Source organism: Microbacterium sp. Y355 (assembly GCF_059445345.1).
Genome location: NZ_JCAIUD010000001.1, coordinates 532,562 through 558,431, shown reverse-complemented (window position 1 = coordinate 558,431; position 25,870 = coordinate 532,562). Strand labels below are relative to the sequence as shown.

Genomic DNA, 25,870 nt, shown 5'->3' with positions numbered 1-25,870 from the left:
CGCGATCCCTGCGCTGTGCCGGGGTGATCCGCGCTCAGCTTTCGAAGAGACCGCGGATGTCGTCGGCGGTGAGCGCTTGCGCGAACATCGCGTCATCATCCATCACCGCCGTGAACAACCGCGCCTTGCGCTGCTGCAGCGCCAGCACCTTCTCCTCGATGGTTCCCGCAGAGATCATCCGATAGACGAACACCTGCTTGTCCTGACCGATGCGATGTGCGCGGTCGACGGCCTGAGCCTCGGCCGCGGGGTTCCACCACGGATCAAGCACGAAGACGTAGTCGGCTTCGGTGAGGGTGAGCCCGAAGCCACCGGACTTCAGGCTGATGAGGAACACGGGTTGCTCCCCCGCCCGGAACTCGTCGATGACACTCTGCCGTTTCCGCGTGGACCCGTCGAGATAGACGTACGGGATGCCGGCTCGCTCCAGTCGCGCCGCGGCCATTTGAAGAAATGACGTGAACTGGCTGAATACCAGCGCGCGGTGATGTTCGGCGTGCAATTCGATGACCCGCTCGACCAGGGTGTCCAGCTTGCGCGATCCGAGCTTCGCATCGGTCTCGTCTACCAGTCCGGGTGCGAGACTCAGCATCCGCAGCATCGTGAGCGAGCGGAAGACGATGAATCGGTTGCGATCGAGGTCCTTCAGCAGCCCGAGCACCTTCTGCCGCTCACGCTGCAGCACGGTGTCGTACAGCGCACGATGCGCGGGACTCAGCTCGACGTGCAGCAGCTGTTCCTGCTTCTCCGGAAGGTCACTGGCCACGAGTTCTTTAGTGCGGCGCAGCATCAGCGGACGGATGCGCCGGCGCAGACGTTCCAGCCGCAGCTGACGGTACTCGCCGCCCTCCTCGTTCTCAGGCACCTTTCCCTGCTCGATCGGCTGAATGTAGTCCTGGCGAAACTTGCGTGCTGAGGCGAAGAGTCCAGGCGCTGAGAGCTTCAGCAGCGACCAGATGTCGCTGAGGCTGTTCTCCATGGGTGTCCCAGTGACCGCGAACGTCACGTCAGCACGAAAGGACGCCACCGCACGGTGCTGTTTCGTGTCGGCGTTCTTCACGAACTGTGCTTCGTCGAGGATGAGCCCTGCCCACTCAACGACCTCGTACTCTTCGGAGTCCAAGCGGGACAGCGTGTACGAGGTGACGATGAGATCGGCATCCTGAGCAATGTCCGCGATGGAGGCGTCTCGCTTCGTGCGCGTGCCGTCAATGATGCGTGTGCGCAGTCCGGGCGCGAAGCGTGCTGACTCCTCCTGCCAGGTCGTCAGCACCGAAGTCGGTGCGATGACGAGGAACGGCCGCCGCTCCCCTGCCTCACGCGTGTGCAAGATGAGCGTGAGCAGCTGAATCGTCTTGCCGAGGCCCATATCGTCCGCAAGGATTCCGCCCAGGTGATGCGACCAGAGGAATGCCAGCCAATCGAATCCGGCTTTCTGGTACGGACGCAGTTCGGCCTGCAATCCCTGCGGCAGCGTCGTGGCAGGCACCCCGGTCGCGGCCCGCAGGCCGTCAGCGGTCGCCCTCCAGCTCGTCGCAGGCAGCGCCTCATCGGCAAGGTCCTCGAACTCTTCCCAGAGGTCGGTCTGGTACTTGCTGATGCGTGGGCCTGCCTCCCATTCGGTCAGCTCGGTCGCCTCATCGATGAGCTCGCGCAGAGTGTCCAGGGCGGGGTGGGCAAGCGAGAAATAGTTGCCGTCGGCGAGAAGCAGTTTCGTGCGTCGCATGCTCAGCGCGGTGAACAGCGGAGTGAACGGGATGCTCCGGCCGTCGATCTTGACCAGAACGCCGAGATCGAACCAGTCGGGATCGGTGCTCTCGACGGTGGATACCGTGATCTCCGGCACGCCGCTGAGTTCGGTGTATGTCTTGCGCTTTCCGGAGACGACCGCCTTGATGCCGTGTTTCTCAAGCGCGGGAACGATGTGCGTGACGAATTCCGCAGCCTCGACGTCCTGGAACGAGCCGGATGCCTCGAATCGCGCTCCCGTCGCCTCGGCCCATGCCGACTCCACCTCTGCGCGGCGTGCGGACTCTGCGCCGTCATCTCGCACGGCATCGGCCGTCGACTCGAACGGATAGCGGCCGAATCCTCGGTATGTCCATTCGAATGTGTAGCGCACGGTGTCGCCGGGGTGATGGGAGACCGAGATCGTCGGGACGGGAACGGGGACCGTGGGTAGTGTGATCTTCCCCACTGTACGAACTGCGACCTGGCGTGCCAGTGCTGGATAGGCCTCGCGCAGAAAGGCAGGCTCGTCTGTAGCGGGAACAGCCAGTGGTTCCCCTGCATCCAAAAGCGCCCGCACAGGCTTACTCAACGCCACCTCTGCCAACGTCACCGATGCCCGTGCGCCGAGCGGGGTCACGGCGAAGATACCGGTGTGGCCGATCGGGTGAACAGTGCCACCGTCGATACTCTGCCCGTCCAGCACCACCTCGGCGGCCACGGACAGGTCTCCGCTGTCTTCTCGGGTGACCTGTGCGGTGATGAATCCCTCTTCGGCCATCGTGACGCTGAAACTCTTCTGCGTCGAGATGAATGGGATGCCGGTGGCAGCCGCAGCGCGCAGATGCGGCCAGAGCAGGCTCGATTCGACATGATCGAGGATGAGCCAGTCACCGGCAGTGCCGGACAGCAGCGAGTCGCGCGAGATGCTCAGCAGATCGGCGAACCACCGCACCCGATCATGACCGAACTGCACCCCAGAGCGCCGTACCGAGTCCCAAGAGACGTTGCCCTGGATCCAGGCACCGGTCGCATCGCTTTGCATCAATGGTCGGATGCCGAGGAGGAACTCCCCCTCACTTTTCGCGAGGTCACGCACGGTCGCAGGGCGCACCGGACGCGGTGCCCACTGGTGGATGCCGCGCGCCGCGCGATAGCGCAACTCGATACCGAGGGCCAGGGGCGTTGTGTTCTTTCCCGGCGAGGTTCCGTCCAGCAGCGTGCGCCAGCCGGGAGACGCCGGCTCTGGCGTCGCAGGCGAAACTACGGCTGACGTCTCATCGCGTTGCGCGTTGCTGGCGAGTACGACAGCGACCACGTGCTTGCACGTGGTCGGCACCGGGCAGGAACACGATGTCGATGCGATCAGTACGGTTTCGGGTTTGAGACGCACGGTGCAGCGATATACCGCGCCGCCCGATCCGTGCACGCTCGCGCTGAGCGTGTCCGATTCCGCACTCCAGTGGATCTCAGCGACCATCCCGCCGTGGAAGTATGCACGGCCTCGCTCGAAGCTCCCGCGATCAGTGAATTGCGCAAGCGCAAATTCGTCGATGTGCGGAGCGGACATGAAGACACTCTCTCCCTCGCAACCGACATCAGAACGCTGGGTGGTCAGCCTCAGCTCGCGCGAGCCACCCGAGCAAGTACGCCGTGCACGAATGAGCCCGAGTCGTCAGTGGAAAACTCTTTCGCGAGTTCCACCGCTTCATCAATTGCTACCGCGGTAGGCACTTCGCCGTTGTAAACGATCTCCCATACGCCGATGCGCAGCAGGGCGCGGTCAACGGCCGGCATGCGCTCGAGCTTCCAGTCACGGCTGTGCGTGACAATGCTCTCGTCGATCTCGTCGCGGTGATCAGAGATCCCATCGACGATCTCGCGGGCATACAGCCATGAGGCCTCACGAGCCGGCTCACTGGCCGCGCGCTTGGCTTCTGCCGCAAGTGTTACGGCGAGGTCATCTCCACGGACATCCGAAGAGAAGAGAATGTCGAGAGCGCGCTTGCGCGCCTTCGTCCTGGCACCCACGCCTTACTTCTCGCGACCGAGGTAGTCGCCGGTGCGGGTGTCGACCTTGATCTTCGTGCCGGTCTCCACGAACAGCGGAACCTGCATCTCGTAGCCGGTCTCGACGGTGGCAGGCTTGGTGCCTGCCGAGGAGCGGTCACCCTGCAGGCCAGGCTCGGTGTAGGTCACCTCGAGGGTGACAGAGGCCGGAAGGTCGATGTAAAGCGGGTTGCCGTTGTTCAGCGCGATGGTGACCTGCTGGTTCTCCAGGAGGAAGTTCTTCGCGTCGCCGACGGTCGCACCGCCGACAGTGATCTGGTCGTAGTCTGCGATGTCCATGAAGACGAAACCGTCACCGTCTGCGTACAGGTAGGTGAAGTCGCGGCGATCGACGTTCTCGATCTCGATCTTCGCACCGGCGTTGTAGGTGCGGTCCACGGTCTTGCCCGAGACGACGTTCTTCAGCTTGGTACGCACGAACGCGCCACCCTTGCCAGGCTTGACGTGCTGGAACTCGATCACGTTCCAGAGCTGCCCGTCGATACTGAGGACGACGCCGTTCTTGATATCTGCGGTGGATGCCATGCGCTGAATGTTCCGTTTCGTTGTTGAGGGGTCGGACTTCGCCGTTTCGGGTTCGATGGTTGCGGCCGACAGTCGATTCTACGGGATCTCACGCCGCGGGAACGGATCCCCGGTCAGAGGGGCGCACGAGCGGCAGGAACACCTCATCCACGATCGCCTCGATCGAGGCGTCGTCGATCTCGCGCATCGTCATCATCAGGTCGTGTCGAAACAGGTCGAATGCCACTGTTTGTACCCGCGGCGTGAGCCGAGCGGGGTCTGCCTCCCCGCGCGTCACTGCGCGCTCCAGGATCTCCTCGGTGGCAGGCCGGACGCCCAGTGTGCTCAAGAAGAGCTCTCTCACGTCGGCGAAGCTGCGTCCGGAGTCGGCGTAGTACGCGGCGACCAGCACGCTGAGAAGGGGCGCAAGGCGACCGCGTGAGACATTCGAGCGACGCAGGAGCTCGATCATGTCCTCCCTCAGTGCTCCCGTGTCCGGCACTTCGGGGCGATCCTGCGCGAGCCCGAAGGCCAGGGTCGCTTCCAGCAGCGCCCCACGGTCCTCCCAGCGGCGGTAGATGACGGAGCGGCTCGTGCCGGCACGCTCGGCGACCGCGTCGATCGTGAAGCTGCCGTATCCGGCATCCTGCAGCTGCAGCCACGCGGCGTCGAGGATTGCAGCGTTCAGTTCTTCGCCGCGCCGGCGGGACTGCCTCTGAAGATCCATTTGTGTATCTTATCTCAACGACGTACGCTTCCATTTAATTAGATACACCACTGTTGCTTATTGGAGGATTCTGTGACCGGAACTCGCACCGTCGCGCTCCCACACAACGCCATCGTCACGGCGTTGGTACTTGTGGTCGGGGGCATGGCCGTCATCTTCGACAGCACGATCATGAGCATCGCGTTGAAGACGCTCGCCAGCGAGCTTGAGGTCCCCCTCAGCACCATCCAGTGGGTCACCACGGGATACCTGCTGGCCCTGGCCGTGGCGATCCCCGTCGTCGGCTGGGCGCAGGCGCGATTCGGCGGCAGGCGTGTGTGGATGACCGCGCTCACGATCTTCCTGTTCGCGTCAATAGCGTGCAGCTTCGCGTGGGATGCCACGAGCCTTATCGCCTTCCGCGTCGTCCAGGGCATCGGTGGCGGTCTAATGATGCCGTTGATGGCGACACTCGCGATCCAACAGGTACCCAAGGGGGCTTCCATGGGCAGGCTCATGGCGATGGTCAGCCTGCCTGCGGCGCTCGGTCCGATCCTGGGCCCGACGATCGGCGGGCTGCTGCTGAACGGCCTCGGCTGGCGGTCGATCTTCTGGGTCAACGTGCCGCTGTGCCTCCTCGGGCTTGCCCTCGCCTGGCGCTTCATTCCCGTTGACGATCCGAAGGGCTCCGCCGTCCTGGACTGGGTCGGACTCATCCTCATCTCCCCCGCCGTTGCCGGAATCCTTTACGGGCTCTCGAACGCAGGTGGTGACGGCGGACTGACCCGCGTCGATTTCTGGGCACCCGTCGGAGTCGGGCTCATCCTCCTGGCGGCATTCGCCTGGTCGCAGGTGCGAAAGGCAGACGGCGCGCTCGTTGACGTCCGACTGCTGCGTCAGCGGGCGGTGTCATCGTCGAGTGCGGTGCTGTTCCTGTCCAGCATCGCCGTGTACGGCGGCATGCTGCTCCTTCCGCTGTTCTTCCAGCAGGTCCGAGGGGCGGATGCACTCGCGGCCGGACTCCTGCTCATTCCGCAGGGCATAGGGGCGCTGCTGAGCCGCACTCTCGCCGGCCGCCTCACCGACACCATCGGCGCGCGCGTGGTGGCAATGAGCGGGTTCTTGCTGCTCGCCGTCGCAACGATTCCGTTCGCCTTGGCAGATGCATCCACGAACCAGGTGTGGCTGCTCATCGTGCTGCTGGTGCGCGGCTTCGGCATGGGAGCGGTGATGATTCCGGTAATGTCGGTGGCCTATGTCGGTCTCGACCGCGATGACGTTCCGCACGCGAGCATCATCACGCGGCTCGCGCAGCAGTTGGGCGGCGCCTTCGGCACGGCCGTTCTCGTGGTGATCCTGGAATCAGCGGTGGCGGACGCCACCTCGATCGCCGGACTCGCCGACGGATTCGATGTCGCGTTCTGGTGGGCCGCCGGGATGTCGGCGGTGGCGATCCTGGTCTGTCTTCTTCTGCCTGCCGCGCCGCGGAAGAAGGCCGAGATCGCGCCAGCCGCGCCGGCGGCGAGAATCAGTCCCTGATGAGCGCTGTGAGCTGACGAACGGCGTTCGCGTAGCCGTTTGCGCCTTCGCCGATCACGCGCACTGCGGCGACGTCATGCAGGTATGAGAAGCGCCTGAACTCTTCTCTCGCGTTGACGTCGGAGATGTGTACTTCGGCAAATGGCAGCAGCACGCCGGTGAGCGCGTCGCGAAGCGCGACGGAGGTATGCGTGAGACCGCCGGGGTTGATCACGATGCCGACGCAATCCTCACGCGCCGCGTGAATCGCGTCGATGAGCACGCCTTCATGATTGCTCTGGATGCTGCGCACCTCGAAGCCCACGGCTGATGCGGCATCGGCAGTGATCCGCTCGACATCTGCCAGCGTCGCGGTGCCGTACACCTCGGGATCACGCGTGCCGAGCAGATTTAGATTCGGGCCGTTGACGAGCAGGATACGGCGAGGTGTAGTCACGATTGCACCCTATCCCCGGCGCCGAGCGATCGCGCCATCTCGATCTCCACACCGATCGACGCGGTGAATCGTCGCCCGGTATCCGCGAAACCGAGTCGCCGGTAGGCACCCTGAGCACGCTCGTTCTCCGTGTGCACGTCCAGCGTGAGCTGAACATCGCCGAGAGCGTCGCTCCATCCGGCAGCCGCATCAAACAGCGCATCGATGACGCCCTGCCCACGGTGCTCCTGGCGTACGAAGACACCGACCACGCCGGCGGTCGGAATGGTCACCGGACGATCGTTGTAGTCGTTGGATCCCACAGCCCAGCGCAGCACGGAAAGCGTTCCGACCCACGACCCGTCAGCCTCAGCGACGAACTGCGCTACAGAATCGCCTTCAGCGGCTCCTGCAGAGCGGTTCTGCCAGAATTCATCGGCGTGCGAAGATTCTTCTTCGTAAGAGTGCAGGAAGGCGACGGGTGCCGCGGGGTCGCGAACCGCATCCAGCCGCAGATCACGCACCAGCCGCCACTCTTCTGCGCGCACGCGTCGAATAGTGACACTCATGCCCCGACCTCCTGGTAGGCGGCGAACAGCAGCGACTCATCCGGAGCCTGCAGCACGGTGGGCTTGGCGATGTCGTCGAGGACGATGAAGCGCAGCATCCCGCCGCGGCTCTTCTTGTCGCGCTGCATGCTCGCCAACAGCTGCGGCCATGCGCCAGCCCGATAGCTGGTCGGCAAACCAAGCGACTCCAGCACGGAGCGGTGGCGGTCTGCGTTCACATCAGACAGCCGGCCCGCCAGCCGCGAGATCTCGGCTGCGAAAATCATGCCAACGGAGATCGCCGCGCCGTGGCGCCAGCGGTAGCGCTCCGCGTGCTCGATCGCGTGACCGAGAGTGTGCCCGTAGTTGAGGATCTCGCGCTGACCGGCCTCACGGAAGTCCTCCGAGACGACACGTGCCTTCATATCGATCGCAAGCTCGACGGCTCGACGGAACTCCGGCGTGGTCGTATCGACGGCGCGCGCGGGATCAGCCTCGATGATGTCGAGAATCTCCGGAGCCCAGATGAATCCGGCCTTGACAACCTCGGCGAATCCCGCGGTCGCCTCGTGCGCGCTGAGGCTGGCGAGCTCATCCAGATCGCCGATCACGGCGAGCGGTGGCCAGAAGGCGCCGACCAGGTTCTTTCCCTCGGCGGTGTTCACACCGGTCTTGCCGCCGACGGAGGCATCGACAAGGCCGAGCACGGTCGTCGGAACCTGGATGATCTGCACGCCGCGCAGCCACGTGGCAGCGACGAATCCGGCCAGGTCTGTCACGGCCCCTCCGCCGTAACCGACCACCGCATCGGTGCGCGTGAAGTCGGACTGTCCCATGACCTGCCAGCAGAAGGCTGCGACCTCGATGCGCTTGCCCTGCTCGGCATCTGGCACCTCGGCCAGCAGCACCTCGCGCTGACCGTTCGTGGTGTCGGCGAGCAGCCTGTCGCGCAGCTCCGCCGCGCGGGCACCGAGCGTCGGCGGGTGCACGACGAGAACCTTGCGAACGGCGGGATCGAGCGCGGCAGACACCTGATCGAGGATGCCGCGTCCGATCGTAATGTCGTACTCCGCCTGTCCTGTGACACTGATGGTGGTCGTGCTCATATCAGGTTCTTCCTCCAGGCAACGATCTCGTCGGCGATGCGCTGCATCGGACGTCGAGAGGTGTCGAATGTCACGGTCGCGACCTCGTCGTACCAGGCGCGACGCTCTTCGTAGATAGTCTTCCACCGTTCCAGTGGGTCTTCGTCGCCCGCAAGCATCGGTCGTCCGCCAGTGCGGATGCGCGCGGACACCGCTTCCGCCGTGACAGCAAGGAAGACGACCGGATGCTGACGCAGCAGTTCCCGCGTCTGCGCCGAGGTGACGGCGCCACCGCCGACGGAGATGACTCCGCCTTGCCCGAGCGAATCGGCGACAGCAGCGCTCTCGAGGGCGCGGAAGTGTTCCTCGCCGTGCTGCGCGAAGATCTCGGGGATCGGCCCGTGCGCAGCGACGATGCGTTTGTCAGTGTCGATGAAGCCGACGCCGAGTCGTTTGGCGACCTGCCTGCCGACGCTCGTCTTGCCCGCACCCATCGGGCCGACGAGCACGAGTGTCAGCTGTTCAGGACTGCTCATCGTGGGCGATCAACGCGGCTTCGGAAGCGGGTGCGGTACGCAACTCAGCCGGGATCGCAGCGAGATAGCTCTCGACATTGCGGCGCGTCTCGCGGATGCTGTCGCCGCCGAACTTCTCCAGCACGGCGTTCGCGAGCTCGACGGCCACCATTGCTTCGGCAACGACTCCGGCTGCGGGAACGGCGCATACGTCAGAGCGCTGGTGGTGTGCAGTCGCGGCCTCGCCGGTCGCAGTGTCGATCGTCCGCAGCGAGTGCGGAACCGTGGCGATCGGCTTCATGCCGGCGCGCACGCGCAGCACAGTGCCAGTGGACATGCCACCCTCCGTGCCGCCGGCACGATCAGAAGAGCGGGTGATCCCCGCCTCCGCAGCAAAGAGCTCGTCGTGAGCGGCGGAACCGCGACGACGAGTGGTCTCGAAGCCGTCTCCGACCTCGACGCCCTTGATCGCCTGGATGCTCATGAGCGCCTGCGCAAGGCGGCCGTCCAGTCTGCGGTCCCAGTGCACGTGTGAGCCGAGCCCCGGCGGAAGGCCGTAGGCAAGCACCTCGACGATGCCGCCGAGGGTGTCGCCTTCCTTGCGGGCATCATCGACCTCAGCGACCATCAGCGCAGAGGTGGTGGCGTCGAAGCAGCGCAGCGGATCTGCATCCAGCGCATCGACGTCATCAGCAGTTGGCAGCGGGGCGTCGTCGGGGACGCGCACTGGGCCGATCGAGAGTGTGTGGCTGACGAGGCGGATGCCGAGTTCGCTGAGGAACGAACGCGCAACGGCGCCGAGTGCCACCCGTGCGGCGGTCTCGCGTGCGCTGGCGCGCTCCAGGATCGGACGGGCCTCATCGAAGTCGTACTTCTGCATGCCGACGAGGTCGGCGTGACCGGGGCGAGGCCGAGTCAGCGGTGCCGAACGTCCCCGGGACTTGTCGGTGATCTCGACCGGCTCGGGGTTCATCACCTCGATCCACTTCGGCCACTCAGTGTTGCCGATGCGCAGTGCGATGGGGCTGCCGAGGCTCTTGCCGTGGCGCACACCGCCGGAGATGGTGAGTTCGTCCTGCTCGAACTTCATCCGAGAGCCGCGACCATAGCCGAGCTTGCGCCGAGCGAGGTCGGCCTGGATCGCCTCGGAGGAGATCGGGACGCCGGACGGCAGCCCTTCCATAACGGCAATGAGTTCTGGACCGTGAGATTCGCCGGCCGTGAGCACGCGGAGCATTGCTCTAGTCTCCCACGAGAGCCGACCGCATTTCGTCACGCACGAGGGCTTCGTTCTCAAGCTTCTGCAGCGGATCACCGTTCACGAAGATGCGCACCTGGCGCACTGCCTGGTGAAGAAGCATCTCGAGCCCGCAGATCACCTGCTCGTGCTGCCACGCGGTGGCCAAAGCAGAGGGCCACGGCGCGTAGGCTGCGTCGAGCAGCGTGCCACCACCGGCCGCGAGCGATGTTGCGAGCGAGTCGTCGAGCGCTGTTCCGCCTGGCAGCGTTGCAATAGTCAGATCCACCGAAGCGGACGGCGCATCGAAACCACTTACGGTGACGGCGATTCCGAGCTTCTCCCCCACTGCTCGTATCGCCTCGGCGCTCTCTGGACGGCGTGCGCGGACGTCGATGCGCTGTGCACCGATCTCCGCTGCCGCGACCATCGCAGACGATGCTGTGGCTCCGGCCCCGATGATGCGCGCGCTTTCCGCAGTGTTCACACCGCTGGTGGCAAGCGCATCGATGATCCCTCCGACGTCTGTGTTGAAGCCTGCCGGGGCGCTTCCGAGCAGCAGCGTGTTCACTGCTCCGGTCAACTCAGCATGACGATCGCGGCTCGCAGCGACCCGGAATGCCTGTTCTTTGAGAGGCATCGTCAATGAGAGCCCCCGCCAAGAACCGTCGAGAGCGTCGAATGCGGCGGCAAAGCCCGCGGCATCCACCTGTCGGCGTCCGTACTCCCAATCAAGGCCCAGCACTCGGTATGCGGCGCCGTGCAGCGCCGGCGACATACTGTGGGCGATCGGATCACCCCAGACGGCGAGGCGATGCCCCGTCATGCGTTCAGCATCCTTGATCGGGGTTGGCCCGGCACCACTCGTGCCAGACCTCGATCGCCGCCTGATGCTCCGCATATGTGGTCGAGAACACTGTCTCGCCGCTCTGCGGGTTGATCGTCACGAAATAGAACCACGGGCCATCGACCGGATGCATCGCGGCATCGATCGCCGCATCACCCGGATTCGCGATCGGACCGATCGGGAGCCCCTCGATCACATACGTGTTCCAAGGGTTTTCGTCGAACTGTGCTTCTTCCGAGGTGCTGACGACGCCGGCGTGCAGCTCTCCGTAGCCGAACTGCGCGGTCGAGTCCATCTGCAGCATCATGCCGTCGTCAAGTCGGTTCTGAATCACGCGCGAGACCTTGCCGAAGTCGTCCGTGCGACCCTCCCGCTCGATGATGGAGGCGATCGTGAGAACCCGGTTCTCATCCCCGGCAGGAACGCTCGCCGCGGTCAGCGATTCGCGAGTCCGATCGACCATCCGCTGGATCACCTGTGTGGCGGTGACCTCGGGGTCGAATGTGTAGACGGCGGGAAACAGCCATCCCTCGAGAGTGTCGGCGGCAACGCCGTATGCACTCGGGTCGGCGACGGCAGCCTGCAGATCCTCCACCGGGATGCCGATGCTCTCGCTGATCAACGGCAGCGAAGATTCGATCGTGCCGCCCTCTGCGATGCCGACGGTGTTCTCCAGCTTGTTGGCGGGGTCGTTCAGCGCTTCGAGCGCTGCCGCGGCCGTCATCTTTTCCTGAAGTGTGTAAATTCCGGGGTACACCGTGAAGTCGACGCCCTCTGTGACGAGGTAGTCGTAGAACACGTCCTCTGTCTTGGTGACGCCTGACTCGAACAGGGTCGCAGAGACCGGCCCACCGGTATCACCCTCGCGGATTGTGACCATGACCTCGCCAGTGGCAAGCCCCGGCTCCCAATCCTTCGGCTCACCCCAGCCCATGACCTCATTGATCTTGTCACCGTAGGTGTTCATCGCCCAGAACCCGCCGTAGACGGCTCCACCGATCAGCACGAGAACGATGATGAGTGCCACGAAACAACCGGTGCGGCGCTTCTTCTTCCGCGGAGCGCCCAACGTGTCATCGTGATCCGGCTGGAACAGGTCATCCAGCGACGAAGTCGTTGACTTCTTCGGCTCGGGCGCTGGCTCAGGCGCGGTCGAAATATTCGGTTCGCTCGCGGCCGGCTCCGAGGTGTCAGACGGCGCACCCTCAGACGGCGCCGTCGGCGTTCCGGATGCCGAGGCTTCTCGCATCGCGCGGCGCGATCCAGGCACGGGCGGCGCTGCGTCGGACACTGGTGCGCGGTGCGCGGGCTCTGGAAGATTCGCGAACAGATCGTCAGAAACAGAGTTCGAGCCGTTGGCAGGGGTGTCACGTTCGGGCATGCTCAGGAGGACTCCTCATCAAGCGGGACAGCAACACCGGCCGGGGTACCGGTGCTCTTCTCCGTGTCAATCGCGTGCTGCAGCAGCACTACTGCCGCGACCTGATCGACAATGCTACGAGAGTTTCGCTGATTTCTCCCCGAAGAGCGCAAAGCTGCGTGCGCGGTGACGGTGCTCAGCCGCTCGTCCATCATGCGCACCGGCACCCCGGTGAGCCGCTGCAAAGCTGCTGCGAACTCACGTGCATCCGTCGTCGAGGGGGTGTCGGTACCCTGCATGTTGACCGGAAGCCCCACGACGAACTCGAGCGGTTCGTACTCCGCAGCGAGCTCTGAGATCCGTGCGAGCGAGGCATCCGAGCGCGGCACCGTCTCCACAGGCACGGCCAACATCCCGTCGGGATCGCACCGCGAGACTCCTATTCGCGCCTTGCCGACATCGATGCCGAGTCGCACACCGCGACGGAACCCACTCACGCGCCGCGAAGCTCCTGAGTCACGGCCTCGAGCGCAGCGCCGAGTGCCGAGGCATCCGTGCCGCCACCCTGAGCAACGTCGTCGCGACCGCCGCCACCGCCACCGAGCACAGCGGCTGCGCGCTTCGCGAGCGCTCCGGCCTTGGCGCCGACAGCGCGGGCCGCATCGTTCGTGGCGACCACCACGATCGGGCGACCAGCGGCAATAGCGCCGAGAGCAACAACCGCGGCGTCAGATCCAAGACGCTCACGCACGCTCAACGCGAGACCACGAACGTCGTCGGCAGAACCGACCTCGCCAATCGAGAGAGCAGCAACGCGGTAAGCACCAACGCGTTCTGCGGCTTCGGCGATCGCAGGAACTCGCCCCTCGCGCTCCTTGGCTTCGAACTGCGCAATGCGCTTTTCCGCGGTCTTCAGGTTCGCAGCGATCTCGGCGATACGCTCCGGAAGCTGCTCGCGCGGAGTCTTCAACGCTGCGGTCAGCTGGGAGACGATCGCGCGCTCTGCAGCGAGTTCACGGAAGGCATCTTGACCGACGAGTGCTTCGATACGACGGTTGGAGGCCCCAACCGAGGACTCCCCCACGATGCTGACCAGACCGATCTCGGCGCTGGAGCTCACATGCGTTCCCGCACAGAGCTCGCGCGACCACGGACCGCCAATGTCGACCATACGCACGACATCGCCGTACTTCTCACCGAACAGCGCCATAGCGCCGGCTTCCTTGGCTTCATCGAGCGAAACGATGCGCGTCGTCACTTCGAGGGCGTCCTGCACAGCGCGGTTCGTGATGTCTTCGATCTCAGTGCGCGTGTCGGCAGACAGCGCCTGCGACCACGAGAAGTCGAAACGCATGTAGCCGGCACGGTTGAGTGATCCGGCCTGAGTTGCGTTGGCGCCGAGTGTGTCGCGAAGCGCTGCGTGCACGAGGTGCGTCGCCGAGTGTGCCTGGCGTGCGGCGCGGCGATTTCCCGCATCCACGAGCGCCGTGGCCCGATCGTCGATTGCAACGGTTCCGCTGGCAACCTGCACGGTATGACTGATGAGGCCGGCGACAGGCTTCTGCACATCGAGGACGTCGAGTTCGAATCCGGCACCGATGATCGTGCCCTTGTCTGCGACCTGTCCACCAGACTCTGCGTACAGCGTCGTCTCGGCGAGGATGATCTCAGCGACCTGGCCTTCGCTCGCCGAAGTCGCGGGCTGACCGTCGACGAGGATCCCGAGCACACGAGACTCAATGTCGAGATCGGTGTAACCGGCGAAACCGGTCGAGCCGAGCGCACGGAACTCGCCATACACAGAGACATCGGCAAGCTGGCGGCGACGGCTCTTGGCGTCGGCCTTCGCACGCGTCCTCTGCTCGAGCATCAGATCATCGAACGCCGTGCGGTCTACGTTGAGCCCTGCTTCTTCGGCGATCTCGAGCGTGAGATCGATCGGGAAGCCGTAGGTGTCGTGCAGCAGGAAAGCCTCGGGGCCCGCGAGCGTCTGCTTGCCGGCCTTCTTGGTGTCAACCAGTGCCAGATCCAGAATTGTGGACCCCTGTGCGAGGGTGCGCAGGAAGGTCTCTTCCTCTGCAACGGCGAGGCCGGAGAGTCGATCCCACTCGGTTTCCAGCACCGGGTACGCCGACTTCATCGCGTCACGGGATGCGCTGAACAGCTCCGGAAACACTGGCGCATCGACGCCGAGCAGGCGCATGGAGCGGACAGTGCGACGCATCAGACGACGCAGGATGTATCCGCGACCGTCGTTGGCAGGCTTCACGCCGTCTGAAAGCAGCATAAGCGAAGAGCGCACATGGTCGGCGATGACGCGGAAACGCACGTCGTCCTCGTGGTTCAGGCCGTACTTGCGGCCCGAGATCTCGATAGCGCGGTCGAGCACAGGACGGACCTGGTCGGTCTCGTACATGTTCTCGACGCCCTGCTTGAACATCGCGACGCGCTCAAGGCCCATGCCGGTGTCGATGTTCTTCTTCGGCAGGGGTCCTGCGATGTCGAAGTCGACCTTGGATCGGACTTCAGAGAGCATCTCCTGCATGAACACGAGATTCCAGATCTCGGTGAATCGGTTGTCGTCGACGATCGGACCGCCATCGCGGCCGTAGGCGGGGCCACGGTCGATGTAGATCTCTGAGCAGGGGCCAGCGGGGCCAGGCTGGCCGGTGTGCCAGTAGTTGTCTTCCTTGCCCATGCGCTGGATACGCTCGGCGGGAAGTCCCGCGACCTTCTGCCACAGCTGAGCAGCCTCGTCATCGGTGTCGTAGACCGTGACCCAGATGTCCTTCTCAGCGAACCCGAGACCACCATCGGCCTCAGATGAAGTCAGCAGCTCCCACGCGTAGGCGATCGCGCCTTCCTTGAAGTAATCGCCGAACGACCAGTTGCCGAGCATCTGGAAGAAAGTACCGTGGCGCGCGGTCTTGCCGACCTCTTCGATGTCGTTAGTGCGGATGCACTTCTGCAGGTCTGCCGCGCGCGAGTAGGGCGCGGGAATGAGACCAGTCAGGTAGGGCACGAAGGGCACCATCCCGGCGATAGTGAACATCACCGTCGGGTCGTCGCTCACGAGCGATGCGGATGGCACGATCGTGTGATCGTTCTTCTCGAAGAAGTTGAGATAGCGCTGCGCGATGTCCGCAGTGTTCATAGGAGTACGGCTGTCCTTGTGTGAGGCGGATGGGCACCACGCCGATCGCGGTGTCCGGCGCTGATGATCAGCGGTCGAGCGGCTCGACCAGGCGAGCTTCCTGCTCGCGGAATGAGTCGCCGAGGATCGCAGTGAACTCGGTGATGCGTGCGTCGACATCCGACAGAAGGACGTGTCCGCGTGGGTCCTTGTTCATGAAATGGGCAGCGACGAACCCGCCGATCACACCGATCAGGAACCACAGCAGATTCTTCATGTCGTCATCCTCGCCCTTGGACCGCGAAGCGCGGTCTCTCCATCGTATGCGGAAACGACAAGAGGCGTCGGGAGATCCCCGACGCCTCTTGTGCAGAAACTCTCTGAAAGAGCTTTAGCGAGCTGCGTAGTACTCGACGACGAGCTGCACTTCACAGGTCACGGGGACCTCAGCGCGCTTCGGACGACGAAGCAGACGAGCCTGAAGCTTGTCGAGCTCAACCTCGAGGTAGCCGGGAACGGGAGGAAGCACCTCGGCGTGACCGCCGGCTGCTGCCACCTGGAAGGGCTCGGTGCCCTCGCTCTTGGGCTTGACGTGGATGACCTGACCCGGCTTCACGCGGAAGGACGGGCGGTCGACGAGCTGGCCGTCGACCATGATGTGACGGTGCACGACCATCTGGCGAGCCTGCGCGGTGGTGCGGGCGAAGCCCGAACGGACGACGAGGGCGTCGAGACGCATTTCGAGGAGCTCAACCAGGTTCTCACCGGTCAGGCCGTCAACGCGACGAGCCTCGTTGAACGCGATACGCAGCTGCTTCTCGCGGATGCCGTACTGCTCACGCAGACGCTGCTTCTCGCGCAGGCGGACGGCGTAGTCGCTGTCGGTCTTGCGCTTGGTGCGGCCGTGCTCGCCCGGAGCGTAGGGACGCTTCTCGAGGTAGCGGGCAGCCTTCGGTGTGAGGGGGATGCCGAGGGCACGGGACAGGCGGACCTTGCGGCGGTCCTGGGACTTCGTAACCACGAAGTATTCCTTCCGATGACGTGGACGTGACTTTCACGGCTCACGGACGTATCTCCGGCGTTCTGCCTTCAGGCGCACGCCGGGGCGCAGAGAAGGTGGGGAGTGAACGAAGGGATGCCCGAAAACTCTGTTTCGAACCGCCCAAGTCTAACAGACCGCCGCGCGTGCCAATTCAGCGATCGTCGAGGATGCGGCGGATGCGTTCCAGCCGTGCTGAGATGTCGCGCTCGGCTCCCAACCCCTTCGGCTGGTAGTAGCGGCGACCATCGAGTTCGTCTGGAAGATATTGCTGCGGCACGACGCCGTGCTCGCTGTCGTGCGGATAGACGTAGCCCTTGCCATGACCGAGGCGCTTGGCACCGGGATAGTGCGCGTCACGCAGATGTGGAGGCACCCGACCGAAACTCCCCGCACGCACATCAGCGATGGCCGCGTTGATCCCGAGGTAGGCGGCGTTCGACTTCGCCGTCGTGGCTAGATATACGGTCGCCTCGGCAAGCGGGATGCGTCCCTCCGGCATGCCGATAAACGCGACGGCGTCAGAAGCGGCGACCGCGATGACAAGCCCCTGCGGGTCGGCAAGGCCGATATCTTCGGAGGCTGAGATCACCAGACGACGCGCAATGAAGCGCGGGTCCTCCCCAGCTTCGATCATGCGGGCGAGGTAATGCAGCGCGGCATCCGGATCCGACCCGCGGATCGATTTGATGAACGCGCTGATGACGTCGTAGTGCTCGTCCCCTTGACGGTCGTAACGCAGCAACGCCCGGTCGACGGCCTGAGCGACATCTTCGTCGGTGATCGCCGGTACGCCGTCGTCTGTTTCGGCGACTGAGGACTGCGCCACAGCAGCAGCGGCCTCCAACCCTGTCAACGCGCGGCGCGCATCGCCAGAGGCCAGCCGTACGAGCGCGGCACGCGCAGCATCCTCGATCGACACGGTGCCGTTCAGTCCCCGGGCGTCGGAGACAGCTCGATCGATGAGCAGCGCAATGTCATCATCAGTGAGCGGCTGCAGCGTCAGCAGCAATGAGCGCGACATCAAGGGAGAGATCACCGAGAAGGACGGATTCTCGGTTGTCGCGGCGATGAGAATCACCCAACCGTTCTCGACCCCGGGCAACAGCGCATCCTGTTGCGCCTTCGTGAAGCGGTGGATCTCGTCGAGGAACAGAATCGTGGTCTGTCCGTAGAGATCGCGCTGCGTGATTGCCTCTTGCATCACCTCGCGCACGTCCTTCACACCAGCGGTAATCGCAGAAAGTTCGACGAATCGACGCCCGGAGGAGCGCGCGATCGACTGTGCGAGCGTCGTCTTGCCTGTGCCTGGCGGACCCCAGAGAATTATCGAGACCGCACCGGGCGACGCTGCCTCAGGGTCGGCCAGCGCAACGATCGGAGAGCCAGCACGCAGCAGGTGCTGTTGGCCCGCGACCTCGTCGAGCGACACGGGGCGCATCCGCACGGCAAGGGGCGTTTGTCCCGAGAGCAGTGGTGCGGATGTCATGAATCCAGGCTAATGCGCACGGCAGACACCGGCGCACCGCCGCAGTGACGGTAGGCTCGCAGACGGCGCCCAGGCGAGGTGTCGCTGGAAGGAACATGATGGCCGTCCGTGGATCGAAGAACGCCCAGCGCTCGCGCGCAGAGACCGAGCGTGCCCGGCTGTATGCGGCTCGCACGGCATGGCACGATGGCCAGATCAGTCGTCGTGTGCGTGACAACACGATCGCAGGCATTGTGGGCGGTCTGATCATCGTCGGCGCGATCGCCAGCCAGTCTGTGCACGCCGCTGTCACCGCACCTGAGCCGGAGCCGACCGAGACCTCGACGCCAGCACCGCTCGAGAATCCGTTCGCCGAGTTGTTCCCGGCCGACATCGCCGGCGAATAGGGCAGTACTTCACGCACGCGCACCACAGATGTGAGAGTTTGGCTCCACACCTGTAACGATCGGCACCTCTGACGGAAACGCCGGTGAGTCACGCTGGGTCAAAGCTCAGCTCCTGTGCTCACTTGATCCGTCCGTGGAGGTCGCCCGTGTCCTACGTCAAGCCCGCCGAACTCGTCACCCGTATGGTCGACGCCGGCGCTTACAAGATGCAGCTGTCAGTGCGTGACACACTCATCCGCGCTTTCATGGGCGCAGCTCTCCTGACCATCGCGGCCGCCTTCGCGATCACCGTCTCCACGAACACCGGGCAACCCCTGCTGGGGGCCTTGCTGTTCCCGGTCGGTTTCGTCATCCTCTACTTGTTCGGCTTCGACCTCCTCACCGGCGTCTTCACTCTTGGACCTTTGGCCGTGCTCGACAAGCGGCCAGGGGCAACGCTCGGTGCGATGTTCCGAAACTGGGGTCTCGTGTTCCTCGGCAACTTCGGCGGCGCATTTATGGTCGCGATCCTGATGGCGATCTACTTCACATACGGCTTCTCCACTGAGCCGAGTGCGGTCGGTGAGGCGATCAGCGAGATCGGTCACGGCCGCACAGTCGGCTACGCCGAACACGGAGCAGCTGGCATGCTGACGCTGTTCATCCGTGCAGTGCTCTGCAACTGGATGGTCTCCACCGGAGTCGTGCTGTCAATGATCTCGGACAACGTGGTCGCCAAGATCCTGGCGATGTGGCTGCCCATCATGCTGTTCTTCTACATGGGGTTCGAGCACTCGATCGTCAACATGTTCCTCTTCCCGTCCGGTCTGCTCCTCGGCGCCGACTTCACGATCATGGACTACCTGATCTGGAACGAGATCCCCACTGTGGTCGGTAACCTCGTCGGCGGGCTGCTCTTCGTGGGTCTCCCGCTGTACATCACCCACGGCCGTCCCGCTGCACGGAAGATTCGCGCCAACAAGCGCACCGGCGGCGCCAAAGTCGTCGATGACACCGCCGTCGGCGTTGCCGACACAGCCGCCGCCACGGCGTCCAGCACGCCCGTCACGGCAGCACAGCCTGTCGTCGAGCTACCCGCAGCGACCGATCGCGCCCATGAGCCGGTCAGCGTCCGCTGATCAGAGAACAAGGATGTCCCGGTGAGACCGAAGCTCACCGGGACATTCTTATGCGTCAGGCCGTCGCCGACGCCGCGAAGTAACGGTCGACGATCACCCGTGCGATGCGTGCATCGGGAGCGAGCGGAAGGCTGACGACGTCAGCACCTGCGCGAGCGATGAGTCCGGCGAAGAATCCAGGAGCCAGTACGTGACTGGCGGCGATGACGCGTGTCGCACCACTCGCACGCGCCGCTGCCACCGCATCCCCGATCCGGGGAACCGACGCAGAGGCATACCCGACGGTGACCGGGACAGCAATCAGAGCGCGCAGTCGCTCGGCAACGCTCTCGACATCCGTCATGGCCGCGGAGTTGCTGGAACCTGCGGCGGCGAGCACAACATGATCACCCGGCAACCAGCCGTCAGGAAGCGCGGCCGCCAGGCGATCAACAAGAACATCTGCGATCAGCGGATGCGTCCCAAGCGGCTCGGCCTGACGCGCGCCGGCATGCTGACCCACCGCTTGAGAGATGTCGACAGCCGTGTGGTAGCCGACTGACAGCAGCAGCGGAACGACGATCACTCCGTCTGATCCCGCTTCGCGCTCCAGCACCTCGCCGATCTGCGGCTGCTCGACGTCGACGACGGCCGCGACGACTCGCACATCAGGTAGCAGTAGCCTGACCGACTCGACCAGTGTGCGGATCGCTTCCTGCCCGGCGGCATCGCTGGTCCCGTGGGAGCATGCGATGAGCGTCGTCATACCGGCTCTTTCACGGCGAGCCGATAGCCGCGCTTCACGACGGTCTTGACGACATCGATGTCTCCGAGCGCTTCCCGCACTCGAGCAACTGCCATCTCGACAGCGTGCGCGTTCTGGCCTGCACGCGGCAGCGACTGCGCGATCTGCTCGCGGGAAAGCACACGTCCTCCGCCGTCGAACAGTGCTCCGAGCAGACTCGCCCCAGCGCGCGACAGCGCGATGAACTCGCCATCGACGACCGCCCCACCGCTGCGCATCGAGAGGATTCCAGACGTGGTCGCCAGCTCCGGTGCTGCCCCACCCGCACCGAAGTAGCCGATCACGCAACGGGCAAGGGAACCGAGGCGCCCGCGCTCCGCGATGGTCGTGTGAAAGTCGGCATTTTGAAGTGGCGTGGCGGTGACCGGTCCGACGGCCGCGAGCAGCAAACGCCCAGATGCCGCGCGTTGCCGAATCGCATCCGTCGCCTGCAGCCGCTCTACGCAGCGAATCCACTCCGCAGCACCTGGCGCGGACGTGAACAGCACGGCGTCGACCTCACCGGACGCCGCCTGGGTGACCGAACGTTCGACCAGGTGCGGCTCAGGCGGCGGTCCCCAGCGGTAGACGGTGAGACTCACTACGTCGGCACCCGCACCAGCGAGGAGTTCATCGAGGCCGTCAGACCCTGCGCCGTGATGTTGCACCGCCACACGCTTGCCCGTGAGGGATGCTGAGAGCAGATATTCCCCCACCTCCGCGGCCGTTTCGGACTCCGCGACCCAGTCGGCGGTGAAACCGGCCTGCTGAATCGCACCATGGGCCTTCGGACCTCTGGCAACGAACTGCGTGTCCTGCAGCGCACCGGTGAGCGCTTCGGCAAGGTCGTGCTCATGGGCCGCGTCGATCCAGCCGCGAAAACCTACCCCAGTCGTCACAACGACGATGTCGGGTGGGCTCGCCACCAGTTCGCGCGTGCGTTTAATGAGCTCTTCGTCATCTGCGTTGGGGACGACGCTCAACGCCGGGGCACGGTAGACCTGTGCCCCGCGTCGCTCCAGTGCGCTCGCGAGATCGCCAGCGCGCCTGTCAGCGGCAACGACGATCGTGCAGCCAACGAGGGCGGCATCCAGAATCCTGCGGGAGGTCACGTATTGGATTCTCCCACCTGCGCAGGGTCCGGCAGGAGCAGCCCCGCGCGCGCCACCTCGCCGAACACGATCACGGCGGGGTTACTGACGCCCACCGCCGCAGCGTCGGCAACCACTGCACCCAGTGTGCTGCGAGTCGTCCTCTGCCGTGGCGTGTGGCCGTTCTCCACGATCGCCATCGGGAGATTGTCGCTGATGCCGTGAGCGCGTGCAGCATCCACCACCCTTGGCAGCGCCGCCACTCCCATCAGCATCACGGTGGTCACCTGCGCGTCCGCCAACGAACGCAACGTCGTTTCAGACACCTCGCCCTGACCGTTCACCACATGCAAAGCGGATGCGGTACCTCGATGGGTGACGGGGATGCCAGCCGCCTGCGGCACGGAGATCGCGCTGGACGGCCCTGGAGTCACCTCGACCGGGATGCCTGCCTGCTGGCAGGCGATGACCTCTTCACCGCCTCGTCCGTAGACGAACGGATCGCCACCCTTGAGTCGTACAACCCGCTTTCCTGCGGCGGCATGCTCGACCAGAAGCGCATTGATCTGGTCCTGCGGCACAGGATGATGGTGCGGCCGCTTGCCCACATCGATGACGAGCACGTCCGGGTCGAGCTCAGCCAGGACCTCACCGGTCGGACCGAGTCGGTCAGCGATCACGACATCGGCCTCGGCGAGCAGCCGTCTCGCGCGCACCGTCATGAGGTCAACCGGCCCTGGTCCTCCGCCGATGAGGTCCACCCGGCCGGCGCGGGCCGTGCGACGCCGCCGAAGTGGAAGCCGTCCAGACTCGAGCAGCCCTTCGATCGCGTCACGCACACCGGCGGCCCTTCGCGGATCAGCCCCTACTTCGCTGGCGACACCGATGACGACTTCCCCCGACGTCGTCTGAGCGGTCATCCTGGCGCTGCCGTGCGCACCATCTGATGCATTGATGCAGAACACCCGACGCTGCTCACACAGCGCAGCGACCTCACGGTCAATCGCCGTGTCGCCGGTCGCCGTGTGCACGAGCCACACGTCCTGGACATCACCGACGTCGAAGCCGCGCTCGACCCATTCGACGCCATGTTCGTGAACGAGAGCCCTTGTCTGCGGAGCGAGCTGCGGCGCCACCACCCGCACTACGGCGCCATCGGCAAGGAACCGGCCGAGGCGCCGAGCGGCGACGACCCCACCGCCGACGAGCAACACCTGGCGTCCGGTCAATGACAGCCCGAGCATCGTGGTCATGTCAGCCTTCCTCGTTCGCAGTCACTGGGGTCTGAAGATAGACCTCGTCTCCGTCACGCAGTACCGGCCAGACCGCGAGATGCGCTGACGGCTTTCCTTGGCTCTCCACGCATTCTCCGGTGCGCAGATCGAACACCTGCTTATGCATTGGCGAGGCGACCGTTGGCACATCTCCCCTGGTCCCGACGATCCCGCGCGAGATCACATGCGCGCCGCTGTAAGGGTCGAAATTCGACACTGCGTGCACGCTGCCGTCGCGCAGCAGGAACAGCGCGACCTGCTCCCTGCCGAGGAGCGCCGCGCGTCCGCGCTCCACCTCGAGATCCTGTATCGCGCACACGCGCACCGCAGTCGCGTGATCGATCATGAGCGTCATCGGCGCACCTCCAGTGTTGTTCCCGCGATCATCACGCCGCCAAGTTCCCGCTCCTCAGTAGTCGCAGGCCGCATCTGACCCCGCGTCGCGACGTAAGCGAGCGAAGGATCCGGAGTCTCGGCGGCGTTCACGAATGATTCGAACCGCTTCAGCTTTTGCGGGTCCCGCAGGGTCGCCGCCCATTCATCCTCGTAGTTGTCGACGTGTCGGACCATGGCGGTGTCGAGGTCCGCGCAGATGCCCAGCGAGTCATCGAAGATGACCTCCTTGAGCCCGGCAAGTCCACCCTCGAGTTCCTCGCACCACGGCGCAGTGCGCTGCAATCGATCGGCGGTGCGGATGTAGTACATGAAGAACCGGTCGATCGCCTGGATCAGCTGCTCGTCGGAGAGGTCGGACGCGAGCAGCTCGGCGTGCCGTGGCGTAAAACCGCCGTTGCCGCCGACGTACATGTTCCAACCCGTCTCGGTCGCGATAACTCCGACGTCCTTACCCCTCGCCTCAGCACACTCGCGTGCGCAGCCAGAGACGCCGATCTTGAGCTTGTGCGGCGCCCTCAGCCCGCGATAGCGCAGTTCCAACCGCACGGCCATGCCCACGGAATCCAGCACGCCGAAGCGGCACCAGGTCGAGCCGACGCACGACTTCACCGTGCGCAGCGACTTGCCGTAGGCCTGCCCCGACTCGAAGCCCGCGTCGACGAGGCGCTGCCAGATCAGCGGCAACTGCTCGAGTCGCGCGCCGAACATGTCGATGCGCTGACCGCCGGTGAGCTTGGTGTACAGGCCGAAGTCCTCCGCGACCTGTCCGATCACGACCAGACCGGCCGGCGTCACCTCCCCACCCGGCATCCGCGGCACCACCGAGTATGTGCCGTCCTTCTGCATGTTGGCCATGACGTGATCGTTGGTGTCTTGCAGCGTCGCGTTCTCGCCGTCAAGGACGTGCGCGCCGACCAGGACCGACAGGATGCTGGCGAGAGCGGGCTTGCAGATATCGCAGCCTCGACCGCGACCGAAGCGCTCGACAACGGCACTGAACGTCGTCAGCTCGGCGACCCTGATCGCATCGAAAAGCTGCCGGCGAGACATGTCGAAGTGCTCGCAGAGCGCGTTCGACACGGTCTGGCCAAGCTTCGTGAGCTCCTGTCCCACGACTTTCTTGACCATGAGCACGCACGAGCCGCAGGTCGCGCCGGCCTTGGTGCACGCCTTGACCGCTGCCGCGTCCATGCAGCCCTCTTCGTGGACGGCCTGACGGATTCGACCGGCCGTGACGTTCGAGCATGAGCAGACGACCGCGGCGTCCGGCAACTCCCCGCCGGGCGCCTCCACACCGCCTTCCGGCATCAGATAAGCGACGGGATCCGCGCCGAGACGCGCGCCGACCAGCGGACGCAGCGAGCCGTATGCCGAAGCATCACCGATGAGGATGCCTCCCAGCAGCGTCTGCGCGTCATCCGACAACACCAACTTCTTGTACACACCTGCCACGGGGTCGGCATAGACCACGTCAAGGGCGTTCGGGGTCTGAGCGAACGCATCGCCGAAGCTGGCGACGTCGACACCGGAGAGTTTGAGCTTGGCGGACTCGTCATAACCGGGGAAGGTGGCATCGCCCCCGAGCAGACGGGTCGCTGCGACCTCGGCCATCGCGTAGCCGGGGGCGACGAGACCGACGCTGCGCCCGTCGAAGTTGGCGACTTCACCGATCGCGAGGATCGCTGGGTCACTGGTGCGACAGCGATCGTCGATCAGCACGCCGCCACGGGGATGTACTTCGAGCTGGGCGTTTCTGGCGAGTTCATCGCGCGGACGGACGCCGACGGTGAAGATCACGACGTCCGCACGCTGAAAACTGCCGTCCTGGAACTCCAACGCTGTGACAGCACCGGACTCGTCCGGGTCAAGACGCGTCGTACGCGACTCTGTGCGCACGGAGATCCCCCGCGCTTCGATCAGACGCCGCAACATGCTGCCGCCTGCCAGGTCAAGCTGTGCAGACATCAGGCGATCGGATGATTGCACCACGGTGCAGTCCACGTCGAGCCCCTGCAACGCGCCGGCGGCCTCGAGTCCCAGCAAGCCCCCGCCAATCACGGCACCCCGCAACGGGCGCCCGAGCTCACCACTGCGCTGCTGCACGAATCGGCGCAGCGCCTGAACATCGTCGAGCGTGCGATAGACGAAGCATCCGGGCAGATCCGCGCCGTCGACCGCAACGCGCGCGGCGTAGGAACCTGTGGCGAGCACCAACGTGTCGTAGGCGATCACTCCTTGATCACGAGTGACCACGGTCTGTGTGCGCCGATCAATGCGCGTCACGCGCTCGCCGGGGATCAGCGTGACCCGCTCGTCGTCGAAAACCGATCGGTCCAACACCAGGTCATCGGGCGTCGCACCGGAGAAGTAGCTGGTCAGTCCTACCCGGTCGTATGGGCCACGACCCTCGTCACCAACGACAGTGATGTGCACTCCGCCCTCAGCCCGGCTGAGCAGGCTCTCGACGAACCGGTGCGCGACCATCCCGGCGCCGACGACAAGAATCTGGGACTCGGTCACGGTCTTCTCATTCATGGCGGCTCCTGCGGTTCGGGGTTGTCCAGACACTACGAGCGCGTTGTTTCACCAACCGGGCGGCTCCCGTTACGCCCGTCGAACGTTCTCCT

General features: G+C 64.8%; 24 protein-coding genes. 3 read left to right on the top strand and 21 right to left on the bottom strand.

The genetic code is table 11. The annotated features are described in order from the left end of the window. Nucleotides 1–34: 34 nt before the first annotated feature. From AC1C2O_RS02805 to AC1C2O_RS02790, 4 genes are all read right to left on the bottom strand, one after another. Nucleotides 35–3,298 (bottom strand): DEAD/DEAH box helicase, encoded by a 3,264-nt coding sequence (locus tag AC1C2O_RS02805; protein WP_495428921.1) that lies wholly within the window; start codon nucleotides 3,296–3,298, stop codon nucleotides 35–37. 50 nt (nucleotides 3,299–3,348) lie between these two features. Beyond that, a complete protein-coding gene (gene nusB, locus AC1C2O_RS02800; protein ID WP_495428920.1) occupies nucleotides 3,349–3,759 on the bottom strand; it encodes a transcription antitermination factor NusB in 411 nt (136 codons plus the stop codon). A gap of 3 nt (nucleotides 3,760–3,762) precedes the next feature. Then, the gene (efp, locus tag AC1C2O_RS02795) at nucleotides 3,763–4,323 is read right to left on the bottom strand and encodes an elongation factor P (protein WP_495428919.1); all 561 of its coding nucleotides are present in this window, start codon (nucleotides 4,321–4,323) and stop codon (nucleotides 3,763–3,765) included. Nucleotides 4,324–4,411: 88 nt separating this feature from the next. Beyond that, the gene (locus AC1C2O_RS02790; protein ID WP_495428917.1) at nucleotides 4,412–5,029 is read right to left on the bottom strand and encodes a TetR/AcrR family transcriptional regulator; all 618 of its coding nucleotides are present in this window, start codon (nucleotides 5,027–5,029) and stop codon (nucleotides 4,412–4,414) included. Between the two features lie 72 nt (nucleotides 5,030–5,101). Here AC1C2O_RS02790 and AC1C2O_RS02785 point away from each other — a divergent pair, with 72 nt between their 5' ends. Then, a complete protein-coding gene (locus AC1C2O_RS02785; protein WP_495428916.1) occupies nucleotides 5,102–6,547 on the top strand; it encodes an MDR family MFS transporter in 1,446 nt (481 codons plus the stop codon). Here AC1C2O_RS02785 and AC1C2O_RS02780 read toward each other — a convergent pair. The 12 genes from AC1C2O_RS02780 to AC1C2O_RS02725 form a co-directional block, all read right to left on the bottom strand. After that, nucleotides 6,537–6,983, bottom strand: coding sequence for a type II 3-dehydroquinate dehydratase (locus AC1C2O_RS02780; protein ID WP_495428915.1), 447 nt, complete (start codon nucleotides 6,981–6,983; stop codon nucleotides 6,537–6,539). The genes AC1C2O_RS02785 and AC1C2O_RS02780 overlap by 11 nt on opposite strands. Then, nucleotides 6,980–7,531 carry a GNAT family N-acetyltransferase gene (locus tag AC1C2O_RS02775; RefSeq protein ID WP_495428914.1) on the bottom strand — a complete coding sequence of 184 codons (552 nt, stop codon included), beginning with the start codon at nucleotides 7,529–7,531 and terminating at the stop codon, nucleotides 6,980–6,982. Before AC1C2O_RS02775 ends, AC1C2O_RS02780 begins: the two co-directional genes overlap by 4 nt. Beyond that, nucleotides 7,528–8,616, bottom strand: coding sequence for a 3-dehydroquinate synthase (gene aroB / locus AC1C2O_RS02770; RefSeq protein ID WP_495428912.1), 1,089 nt, complete (start codon nucleotides 8,614–8,616; stop codon nucleotides 7,528–7,530). The genes AC1C2O_RS02775 and aroB overlap by 4 nt, the downstream gene beginning before the upstream one ends. Beyond that, nucleotides 8,613–9,131: a shikimate kinase gene (locus AC1C2O_RS02765; RefSeq protein WP_495428911.1), complete on the bottom strand. Its 519-nt coding sequence runs from the start codon at nucleotides 9,129–9,131 to the stop codon at nucleotides 8,613–8,615. The genes aroB and AC1C2O_RS02765 overlap by 4 nt, the downstream gene beginning before the upstream one ends. Further along, on the bottom strand, nucleotides 9,118–10,347 hold the full coding sequence (gene aroC / locus AC1C2O_RS02760; RefSeq protein ID WP_495428909.1) for a chorismate synthase: 1,230 nt from the start codon (nucleotides 10,345–10,347) through the stop codon (nucleotides 9,118–9,120). The genes AC1C2O_RS02765 and aroC overlap by 14 nt, the downstream gene beginning before the upstream one ends. 4 nt (nucleotides 10,348–10,351) lie before the next feature. After that, nucleotides 10,352–11,173, bottom strand: coding sequence for a shikimate dehydrogenase family protein (locus AC1C2O_RS02755; RefSeq protein ID WP_495428908.1), 822 nt, complete (start codon nucleotides 11,171–11,173; stop codon nucleotides 10,352–10,354). Nucleotides 11,174–11,177: 4 nt separating this feature from the next. Then, on the bottom strand, nucleotides 11,178–12,575 hold the full coding sequence (gene mltG / locus AC1C2O_RS02750) for an endolytic transglycosylase MltG (RefSeq protein WP_495428907.1): 1,398 nt from the start codon (nucleotides 12,573–12,575) through the stop codon (nucleotides 11,178–11,180). A gap of 2 nt (nucleotides 12,576–12,577) precedes the next feature. Further along, on the bottom strand, nucleotides 12,578–13,051 hold the full coding sequence (gene ruvX / locus AC1C2O_RS02745) for a Holliday junction resolvase RuvX (RefSeq protein ID WP_495428906.1): 474 nt from the start codon (nucleotides 13,049–13,051) through the stop codon (nucleotides 12,578–12,580). Beyond that, the gene (alaS, locus tag AC1C2O_RS02740; protein ID WP_495428905.1) at nucleotides 13,048–15,708 is read right to left on the bottom strand and encodes an alanine--tRNA ligase; all 2,661 of its coding nucleotides are present in this window, start codon (nucleotides 15,706–15,708) and stop codon (nucleotides 13,048–13,050) included. The genes ruvX and alaS overlap by 4 nt, the downstream gene beginning before the upstream one ends. A gap of 67 nt (nucleotides 15,709–15,775) precedes the next feature. Further along, nucleotides 15,776–15,964 (bottom strand): hypothetical protein, encoded by a 189-nt coding sequence (locus AC1C2O_RS02735; protein WP_495428904.1) that lies wholly within the window; start codon nucleotides 15,962–15,964, stop codon nucleotides 15,776–15,778. A gap of 114 nt (nucleotides 15,965–16,078) precedes the next feature. Then, nucleotides 16,079–16,708 carry a 30S ribosomal protein S4 gene (gene rpsD, locus AC1C2O_RS02730; protein ID WP_495428902.1) on the bottom strand — a complete coding sequence of 210 codons (630 nt, stop codon included), beginning with the start codon at nucleotides 16,706–16,708 and terminating at the stop codon, nucleotides 16,079–16,081. 172 nt (nucleotides 16,709–16,880) lie between these two features. Beyond that, nucleotides 16,881–18,215 carry a replication-associated recombination protein A gene (locus AC1C2O_RS02725; protein WP_495428901.1) on the bottom strand — a complete coding sequence of 445 codons (1,335 nt, stop codon included), beginning with the start codon at nucleotides 18,213–18,215 and terminating at the stop codon, nucleotides 16,881–16,883. A gap of 95 nt (nucleotides 18,216–18,310) precedes the next feature. Here AC1C2O_RS02725 and AC1C2O_RS02720 point away from each other — a divergent pair, with 95 nt between their 5' ends. Continuing rightward, entirely contained in the window at nucleotides 18,311–18,601 is a 291-nt protein-coding gene (locus AC1C2O_RS02720; RefSeq protein WP_495428900.1) for a hypothetical protein, read from the top strand. A gap of 146 nt (nucleotides 18,602–18,747) precedes the next feature. Continuing rightward, complete coding sequence (locus AC1C2O_RS02715) at nucleotides 18,748–19,719, top strand: formate/nitrite transporter family protein (protein WP_495428899.1); 972 nt, start codon at nucleotides 18,748–18,750, stop codon at nucleotides 19,717–19,719. A gap of 55 nt (nucleotides 19,720–19,774) precedes the next feature. On the opposite strand, the gene AC1C2O_RS02710 is transcribed toward AC1C2O_RS02715, so the two are convergent. The 5 genes from AC1C2O_RS02710 to nirB are packed head-to-tail and all read right to left on the bottom strand — an operon-like array spanning nucleotide 19,775 to nucleotide 25,778. Beyond that, the gene (locus AC1C2O_RS02710) at nucleotides 19,775–20,464 is read right to left on the bottom strand and encodes a sirohydrochlorin chelatase (RefSeq protein ID WP_495428897.1); all 690 of its coding nucleotides are present in this window, start codon (nucleotides 20,462–20,464) and stop codon (nucleotides 19,775–19,777) included. Then, the gene (locus AC1C2O_RS02705) at nucleotides 20,461–21,603 is read right to left on the bottom strand and encodes a uroporphyrinogen-III synthase (RefSeq protein ID WP_495431655.1); all 1,143 of its coding nucleotides are present in this window, start codon (nucleotides 21,601–21,603) and stop codon (nucleotides 20,461–20,463) included. The genes AC1C2O_RS02710 and AC1C2O_RS02705 overlap by 4 nt, the downstream gene beginning before the upstream one ends. Continuing rightward, entirely contained in the window at nucleotides 21,591–22,826 is a 1,236-nt protein-coding gene (gene cobA / locus AC1C2O_RS02700) for a uroporphyrinogen-III C-methyltransferase (protein ID WP_495428895.1), read from the bottom strand. Before cobA ends, AC1C2O_RS02705 begins: the two co-directional genes overlap by 13 nt. Nucleotide 22,827: 1 nt before the next feature. After that, nucleotides 22,828–23,202 (bottom strand): nitrite reductase small subunit NirD, encoded by a 375-nt coding sequence (nirD, locus tag AC1C2O_RS02695; protein WP_495428894.1) that lies wholly within the window; start codon nucleotides 23,200–23,202, stop codon nucleotides 22,828–22,830. Continuing rightward, nucleotides 23,199–25,778 carry a nitrite reductase large subunit NirB gene (nirB, locus tag AC1C2O_RS02690; RefSeq protein WP_495428893.1) on the bottom strand — a complete coding sequence of 860 codons (2,580 nt, stop codon included), beginning with the start codon at nucleotides 25,776–25,778 and terminating at the stop codon, nucleotides 23,199–23,201. Before nirB ends, nirD begins: the two co-directional genes overlap by 4 nt. Nucleotides 25,779–25,870: the final 92 nt, after the last annotated feature.

Excerpts from the sequence above, each read along its gene's own strand:
- AC1C2O_RS02805 (WP_495428921.1), bottom strand. The coding sequence starts at position 3,298 with ATGTCCGCTCCGCACATCGACGAATTTGCGCTTGCGCAATTCACTGAT.
- efp (WP_495428919.1), bottom strand. The coding sequence starts at position 4,323 with ATGGCATCCACCGCAGATATCAAGAACGGCGTCGTCCTCAGTATCGAC.
- AC1C2O_RS02790 (WP_495428917.1), bottom strand. The coding sequence starts at position 5,029 with ATGGATCTTCAGAGGCAGTCCCGCCGGCGCGGCGAAGAACTGAACGCT.
- AC1C2O_RS02775 (WP_495428914.1), bottom strand. The coding sequence starts at position 7,531 with ATGAGTGTCACTATTCGACGCGTGCGCGCAGAAGAGTGGCGGCTGGTG.
- aroB (WP_495428912.1), bottom strand. The coding sequence starts at position 8,616 with ATGAGCACGACCACCATCAGTGTCACAGGACAGGCGGAGTACGACATT.
- AC1C2O_RS02765 (WP_495428911.1), bottom strand. The coding sequence starts at position 9,131 with ATGAGCAGTCCTGAACAGCTGACACTCGTGCTCGTCGGCCCGATGGGT.
- aroC (WP_495428909.1), bottom strand. The coding sequence starts at position 10,347 with ATGCTCCGCGTGCTCACGGCCGGCGAATCTCACGGTCCAGAACTCATT.
- AC1C2O_RS02755 (WP_495428908.1), bottom strand. The coding sequence starts at position 11,173 with ATGACGGGGCATCGCCTCGCCGTCTGGGGTGATCCGATCGCCCACAGT.
- mltG (WP_495428907.1), bottom strand. The coding sequence starts at position 12,575 with ATGCCCGAACGTGACACCCCTGCCAACGGCTCGAACTCTGTTTCTGAC.
- alaS (WP_495428905.1), bottom strand. The coding sequence starts at position 15,708 with ATGAACACTGCGGACATCGCGCAGCGCTATCTCAACTTCTTCGAGAAG.
- AC1C2O_RS02735 (WP_495428904.1), bottom strand. The coding sequence starts at position 15,964 with ATGAAGAATCTGCTGTGGTTCCTGATCGGTGTGATCGGCGGGTTCGTC.
- AC1C2O_RS02725 (WP_495428901.1), bottom strand. The coding sequence starts at position 18,215 with ATGACATCCGCACCACTGCTCTCGGGACAAACGCCCCTTGCCGTGCGG.
- AC1C2O_RS02720 (WP_495428900.1), top strand. The coding sequence starts at position 18,311 with ATGATGGCCGTCCGTGGATCGAAGAACGCCCAGCGCTCGCGCGCAGAG.
- AC1C2O_RS02710 (WP_495428897.1), bottom strand. The coding sequence starts at position 20,464 with ATGACGACGCTCATCGCATGCTCCCACGGGACCAGCGATGCCGCCGGG.
- cobA (WP_495428895.1), bottom strand. The coding sequence starts at position 22,826 with ATGACCACGATGCTCGGGCTGTCATTGACCGGACGCCAGGTGTTGCTC.
- nirD (WP_495428894.1), bottom strand. The coding sequence starts at position 23,202 with ATGACGCTCATGATCGATCACGCGACTGCGGTGCGCGTGTGCGCGATA.
- nirB (WP_495428893.1), bottom strand. The coding sequence starts at position 25,778 with ATGAATGAGAAGACCGTGACCGAGTCCCAGATTCTTGTCGTCGGCGCC.